This is a genomic window from Vibrio nigripulchritudo ATCC 27043, assembly GCF_000222685.1.
Lineage (GTDB): Bacteria > Pseudomonadota > Gammaproteobacteria > Enterobacterales > Vibrionaceae > Vibrio > Vibrio nigripulchritudo.
The window spans coordinates 1-6,815 of record NZ_AFWJ01000107.1 but is presented as its reverse complement, the minus strand read 5'-3'; the positions used below and the strand labels follow the sequence as shown (position 1 = coordinate 6,815).

The following is a 6,815-nucleotide window of genomic DNA, read 5'->3' as shown; positions in this document are numbered from 1 at the left end:
ACCATTTACCAATCCATTTCACAGCAAAATAAATGTTCATTCGTGTTCTGTGACGTGTTTTTTGTTTGAACTGGACACTCAAAAGGATGTACCCAAGCCCAAGAATTTTTATGGCAGGAACCACAATCGATGCCACAAAAATGATTACCGCGATGCCGGGCATTCCGTTTTTCACCAGAGATGCCACTCCAGAAAAAATCGTGTCTTCCAGTCTCTTCCCGTTGGTCAACAAAATGGAAATGGGAATTACGTTAGCCGGGACAATCGCAATGGAAGCGGCAATCAAGTATGCCCACGTTTTCTGAACTGAAAAGGGACGCCTGTGATGCAGAGGGCTATCGCAGCGGTCACAGCGAATCGAATCGGGTTGCGACAAATGGCAACTGTGGCAGTGAATGTCTTTTCTTGGGTAGTCGAACCCTGATTCTGGCTGCCATGTTTCCCAATATCGGCGAACACTGATCCGAGTGACAAGCATGAGCGAAAACAGCTGCAACATAATGAGCCCCAGCAGCCCCCAGCCGACAAAAATATCCGCATAATCCTGCAACTTGAAGCAGGAAATACCAATGCTGATCAGGAATACATCCAGCATCATCCAGTGTTTTAGGTGCTGAATATTAAGAAGAGAGTATTGAAGGGGGCGAAACCAGCGGTAGCGTAATGAAAGATGAGCCACCACCACAGACATGCAAACAATAAAAGGTGCAATTGAGGCGCAGAACAGAACCAGCAATCCAAGCCCGACAAACCCTTCCTGCATTAATGAAAACGTGCCGTCGGGAAGCGTAGCCGGAATCATCACCCCAAACAGACGAATGCTGATAAAAGGAAAAAAGTGAGAAGGGATAAAAAGCAGAAGGCAGGCGACAGCTAATGCTAAGTCGCCATTAATAGAGCGCTCACCACCGCGGTACAACTGAGTGTTGCAACGGGGGCAATGTGCGCTCTGCCCCTTAGGAATGTCCAGCTTATCGACAGGGAGCTCACAATGCTGGCAAAGGCGTACTTGATTGACTTGCTGCGAGTGCTCCTCAGTCAGCGTCATCTTACTTTCCGCGTTGTAATCTTTATCAATTTTTTGTGACAATGTCACGCTCCGGTTTGAACGCTACCATAGAGTGTTTGATACAGCCCATCCTGTTGAACCAATTCAACATGCGTACCTGCTTGAGTTACTTGCCCGTCTTCTAAAACATAGATCAGATCAGCTTGTTTTACGGCAGACAATCGGTGAGCAACAATCAGTGTTGTTCTTCCAGCGAGGAACTGATTCAGAGCAGAATGCAAAGCAGACTCTGTTGCTGTATCCAGCGCCGACGTGGCTTCATCCAGAATAACAAACTTCGGATCGCTCAGAACCATGCGAGCAATAGCCAGCCTTTGTCGCTGTCCTCCCGAGAGCCTTACACCCTGTCGACCGATTTGAGTATCCAGACCATCGGTCAGTTGCTCTGTCACGTCTTGTAGTTGCGCCACTTCCAGTGCTTTCCAAAGCTCTTGGTCACTGTGATTGCTGCCTAAAGTCAGATTATGCCTTAAGCTGTCATTAAAAAGTATAGGTTGTTGTAATACAACGGCAATTTGTTTACGTATGAGCTCAAAGCCTATATCGTCTGAAGAGTGACCATTAAACGAGATCTGCCCCGAACTTGCTCTGTAAACCCCGATTAAAAGCTGAATCAGGGTAGACTTTCCTCCGCCACTTGCCCCCACAAGCGCTACCTTTTTGCCTGCCGGAATTTGAATCGACAACTCATTGAGTACCGTTTTTTCATCGTTGTAAGCGAAAGTGACGTCTTTGATATCGACATCAACGCTGTTGCTCATGCCAAATGGATCCACTTTACCACCAGTGCGTTTTTCTTCTTCAAGGGCGAGTAAAGAGTTGATGCGTTTCAAAGCAGCTTTTGCGCTGTACCAGGAAAATTGAATTCCCAGAAGCTCCTGAACGGGCGTGAGCATAAACCAAAGGTAACCGAATACCGCAAAAATCTGACCTATGGTCAGATCACTAAACAGGACCATAAGCATGGCAACAGCCCTGAACAGCTCAAAGCCAAGTAAAAATAGTAAGAATGATACTCGACCAGCCGCTTCTGACTGCCACGCGTATTTATCGGCATCGACTCGGATGTCATTCGCTTGCTCTTTCAGCTGATCCAAGAAAATACGTTCTTTGTTAGCAGCTCGCAGTTGGTAAATGCCGTCGAGTGTTTCAATCAGTCGATTTTGGAAGCGTTCAAAAGATTGGTTTTCTCTCTTCTTTAAGTGCTTTACTTTGCCGCCAAGCTTACGAGAGAAGTAAATAACAATAGGGTTAACAAGCAGAATAAAGAGCCCAAGTCGCCAGTCTAGCCACAGGAGAATACCCGCAGTACCGATTACAGTAAGAAAGCTGACAATAAACTTGCTCAGTGTCGACCCGATGAATTGATCGATGGTTTCGATATCAGTGATTAAGTGGGCATTGATGCCGCCACTTCCGCGCGTTTCGTACTGTGCAATGCTGATTCGACCCAGTTTGTCGATCATGATTTCACGCATCTTACAAGTTATTGTCTTGGATACGAGTGTGAACTGCCGACTTTGAAGAATATTAAGCGCCTGCGATGCGCAACGCATCAAAATAACCAGCAACAGGGTAAGGCCTATATAACCCGTTGGAGTTTGCCAGTATTCGGGTAAAACCTGATTCATTGCAGCCAAACCACCGGCTGGCTGGTCCATAAGTACTTCATCGACCATAAGTGGCATAAGTAGGGGAATGGGCACACTGATTAAAGTCGCAGCAATTGCAATCAAGTTAGCGACCATCAAGCGTTTTTTGTGTTTTTTTGCTTGTGTTAAAAGCCACGAACGGCTAATAGTGTGTTCTCTCATAACGAATTTTTTACAAATGCCAGTTTTATTACATCAATGTGGCATTGTACGTACATCTCAGGGAAAAAGAAGAAAATGATAGAAAAGCAGTACCAGACTCTGACAAAGCAAGCACAGGCGATCATTGAAGGAGAGACGGATTTAATTGCCAATTTGTCGAACCTAAGTGCCTTGCTGAATATGGAGCTGGACAGGCTTAACTGGGTTGGTTTTTATTTTATGAAAGAAAACGAGTTAGTGCTCGGTCCATTTCAAGGTAAGCCTGCTTGTGTGAGGATTCCGGTTGGGCGAGGAGTTTGTGGAACGGCCGTTGCAGAAGATAAAGTTCAGCGAATTGAAAATGTCCACGATTTTGAAGGGCACATTGCCTGTGACGCAGAAAGTAACTCAGAAATTGTGATTCCTTTTCGAATTAATGGAGAAATTGCTGGAGTACTGGATATTGATAGCCCTGAAATCGGGCGTTTTGACCAAAAAGACGAAGCGGGTTTGATCTTCTTAATGAAGGAAATTGAAAAGCTGCTCAATTCCCACGCGAACAACGATTAATTTACAACTTGGTTGTGGTTTTTCCTAAGCATGTCACTATAATAGCGAAAATATTTACATGAACGCTTTGCGGACAGGCCGCAACAACCAGGAATCCTCATGGAAAACACTGAAAAGTTAAAAAACAGCAAAGAAGTTATTGCATACATTGCTGAATGTTTCCCTAAGTGCTTTACTTTAGAAGGTGAAGCTAAACCATTAAAAATTGGTATCTTTCAAGATTTAGCTGATCGTCTGAGTGAAGATCCGAAAGTAAGTAAAACTCAGTTACGCGCTGCTCTAAGACAATACACGTCGTCTTGGCGTTACCTACATGGTGCAAAACCTGGCGCAGTTCGTGTGGATCTGGACGGTAACGAATGCGGTGCCCTAGAAGAAGAGCACGTTGAACACGCTAAGACTGCACTTGCAGAAAGCAAAGCGCGAGTTCAGGCTCGTCGTAAAGAGAAAGCAGAAAAAGCACGTGAAGAAGGTAAAGCGAAAGCGAAGGCAAATAAGCCTCAAGCTCGTAAAGCGAAGCCTAAAGCACAAAAACCTCAGAACAATAAAGCAGCAGCGCCTACGCGTCCGTTGAATGACGATGACATGATCATTGGCAACTCAGTGAACGTAAACATGGGTAAAGGGAATATGGCTGCTACAATTGTTGAAATTAACAAGGATGATGTGCGTGTGCAGCTGAACAATGGCCTGCAGATGGTCGTAAAAGCGGAGCACCTACGCGCTTAAAGGAGAAATTCCTACGCATGAAATGTCGTTCTAAATTGACTCTGATTGCTGCCAGCTTTATGTTGGCGGCGTCAGCCCAGGCTCTCGAAGCCAAACTTTCCAAAGCCGACTTGCCACTTCTTGCTCCTGAAGTCCAACACACCACAGCGAGCAAACGAGTGACTTCCAGACTGACTCGTTCACACTACAAGCATTTCAATCTTAATGATGAATTCTCTCAGGCGATGTTTGATCGCTACGTAGAAATGCTTGATTACAACAAAAACATCTTCACTCAAAGTGACATCAACTCATTTGCTGAATGGTCAGTACAGCTTGACGACCAGTTGAAATCTGGCAGCAATATGATTGCGTTTAAGTTGTATAACCTGGCAAACGAAAAGCGTTTTGAACGCTTTGCTTACGCGTTAACTCTGTTGGATCAAGAGATCAAGTTTGATACCGATGAATCGATGATGGTTGATCGCTCTGATGCTAAATGGCCTACAAGCCAGGCAGAGATTAATGAGCTTTGGCGCAAGCGAGTGAAATACGATGCGCTAAACCTGAAGCTGACAGGCAAAGAGTGGTCAGAAATTAAAGAAGTGCTCGAAAAGCGTTACAACAACGCAATGAAGCGTATTTCTCAGACCAAAAGCGAAGACGTTTTCCAGCTTTACATGAACGCGTTTGCCCGTGAAGTAGACCCGCATACCAGTTACCTTTCTCCTCGTAATGCCGAGCAGTTCCAGTCGGAAATGAACCTTTCACTGGAAGGTATTGGCGCGGTTTTACAGATGACCGAAGATTACACTGTGATTCGGTCGTTGGTTGCTGGTGGTCCGGCTTCTAAAAGCAAGCAATTGTCGGAAGGCGACCGCATTATTGGCGTCGCGCAAGACAAGGAAGAGATGGTTGACGTTATCGGATGGCGTTTAGACGACGTAGTCCAGCTCATCAAAGGTCCGAAGGGAACAAAGGTGCGTCTGCAAATTTTGCCTGAAGCAAAAGGAGCAAAAAGTTACGATGTCACAATTGTTCGTGATAAAATCCGACTTGAAGACCGCGCTGTAAAATCTGAAGTGTTTGAAAGAGATGGCAAGAAAATTGGCGTTCTTGAAGTGCCAAGCTTCTATGTTGGTCTTTCCAAAGACACAGACAAATTGATCAGCGAGCTAAAAGAACAAAACGTAGACGGCATTGTTGTTGACCTGAGAAACAACGGTGGTGGTGCGTTAACTGAAGCAACTGCTTTATCTGGTCTGTTCATTAAGAGCGGTCCGATTGTTCAGGTTCGTGACAGCTATGGTCGCATTGAACAGAATAGCGATACTGGTGGGCAGATCAGTTATGACGGTCCGGTTACTGTTCTAGTCAATCGCTACAGTGCTTCGGCATCTGAAATCTTTGCTGCGGCACTTCAGGATTATGGTCGAGCCGTTGTTCTGGGTGAAAACTCGTTCGGTAAAGGTACAGTTCAGCAGCACAGAAGCTTGAATCATATCTATGATCTGTTCGAGAAAGAGCTGGGATATGTTCAGTACACCATCCAGAAATTCTATCGAATCAACGGTGGCAGTACGCAAAACAAAGGCGTTGTTCCAGACATTGCATTCCCAACTGCCGTTGAACCCGAAGAAACGGGTGAAAGTGTAGAAGACAATGCACTGCCTTGGGATCAGATCAAAAAAGCTGAATATTCAGTACTGGATGACAAGTCTAAGTTAATTGCTGAGCTTACTGCGCTTCATGACAAGCGTATTGCTTCTGACTTGGAATACTCCTTCATTAATGAAGATATTGCTGAATACAAAGCAGAGAAGGAAGAAAATTCAATTTCTCTGAATGAGGCTGCTCGTAAGCAAGAACAGAATGAAGCAGAAGATAAGCGTTTGAGCCGAATCAATCAGCGCCAGAAGGCGATGGGAGAGAAGGTTTACAAGAGCTTAGAAGACCTGCCGAAAGATTACGAGGCACCGGATGCTTACCTTGATGAGGCGGTAGCGATAACGGTAGATATCGTCAAGAAAACAACCTCTTAAGGTTAAATAATTTGAAAAGCGAGCATCGTGCTCGCTTTTTTATTGTCAAAAATTAATGTGATATAGATCTAAAATTTTGGGTATTTACTCAATTCACTTCTAAGCTTAAAGAAAAAGCGAGGTAGAAGTGATGAGAGTATTACTATTAATTCTTACCTGTTTTTTGTTAGGTTCGACTCATGCCGAGGTGAAGCAAAAAGCGGATTTGACCCAATTTACCCATCCATTTTTGCTGGGAGACTGGTATCTTTTCAACCCTGAACCAGATGACTCATCAGAAGATTTTCTCGCTATCCGTCTGACCCTTGAGTCTGACTACATCTTCACTATAGAGATTCAGAAGAAAGACCACAGTGTCGATTACTGGCAGGGTCGATATGAAGCGGATGAATCGACACTTGTACTAGGTCTGGATACTGACACTCCTCAAATCTATCAATACCAAAACAATCACAATCAGCTCAATTTAAACGGCGTTGTCTTCCAGAAAGCACTGCCTTCAGCACTTGTAGGGAGCTGGACAAGCGAGTCACTGGGTGGTGATGACATTCTAGCCAGTGACGTGAGCAAAATGGACTTAGTGTTGAAAGCAGATTTTGTCTTCTCATTCCGGGTTGAGTCCAGCGATGGTGT

6 protein-coding genes are annotated in these 6,815 nt (G+C 44.8%); 4 read left to right on the top strand and 2 right to left on the bottom strand.

Annotated features, from left to right (window positions below):
- Nucleotides 1-1,048 (bottom strand): paraquat-inducible protein A (locus tag RH89_RS10390; protein WP_038145526.1); only part of this gene is annotated, 1,048 nt, incomplete at its 3' end.
- A 44-nt stretch (nt 1,049-1,092) separates the two neighbouring features.
- The gene (locus RH89_RS10385) at nt 1,093-2,883 is read right to left on the bottom strand and encodes an ABC transporter ATP-binding protein (protein ID WP_004401686.1); all 1,791 of its coding nucleotides are present in this window, start codon (nt 2,881-2,883) and stop codon (nt 1,093-1,095) included.
- A gap of 75 nt (nt 2,884-2,958) precedes the next feature.
- On the opposite strand from RH89_RS10385, the gene RH89_RS10380 reads away from it, so the two are divergent.
- The 4 genes from RH89_RS10380 to RH89_RS10365 form a co-directional block, all read left to right on the top strand.
- Complete coding sequence (locus RH89_RS10380) at nt 2,959-3,432, top strand: GAF domain-containing protein (protein ID WP_004401685.1); 474 nt, start codon at nt 2,959-2,961, stop codon at nt 3,430-3,432.
- Between the two features lie 99 nt (nt 3,433-3,531).
- Complete coding sequence (gene proQ, locus RH89_RS10375; protein ID WP_004401684.1) at nt 3,532-4,161, top strand: RNA chaperone ProQ; 630 nt, start codon at nt 3,532-3,534, stop codon at nt 4,159-4,161.
- Nucleotides 4,162-4,178: 17 nt separating this feature from the next.
- Entirely contained in the window at nt 4,179-6,182 is a 2,004-nt protein-coding gene (prc, locus tag RH89_RS10370; protein WP_004401683.1) for a carboxy terminal-processing peptidase, read from the top strand.
- A 130-nt stretch (nt 6,183-6,312) separates the two neighbouring features.
- Nucleotides 6,313-6,815 (top strand): hypothetical protein (locus RH89_RS10365; RefSeq protein WP_004401682.1); only part of this gene is annotated, 503 nt, incomplete at its 3' end.

Bases quoted from the DNA above. Each gene is read 5' to 3' on its own strand.
- prc (WP_004401683.1), top strand. From the start codon at position 4,179: ATGAAATGTCGTTCTAAATTGACTCTGATTGCTGCCAGCTTTATGTTG.
- RH89_RS10380 (WP_004401685.1), top strand. From the start codon at position 2,959: ATGATAGAAAAGCAGTACCAGACTCTGACAAAGCAAGCACAGGCGATC.
- proQ (WP_004401684.1), top strand. From the start codon at position 3,532: ATGGAAAACACTGAAAAGTTAAAAAACAGCAAAGAAGTTATTGCATAC.
- RH89_RS10385 (WP_004401686.1), bottom strand. From the start codon at position 2,883: ATGAGAGAACACACTATTAGCCGTTCGTGGCTTTTAACACAAGCAAAA.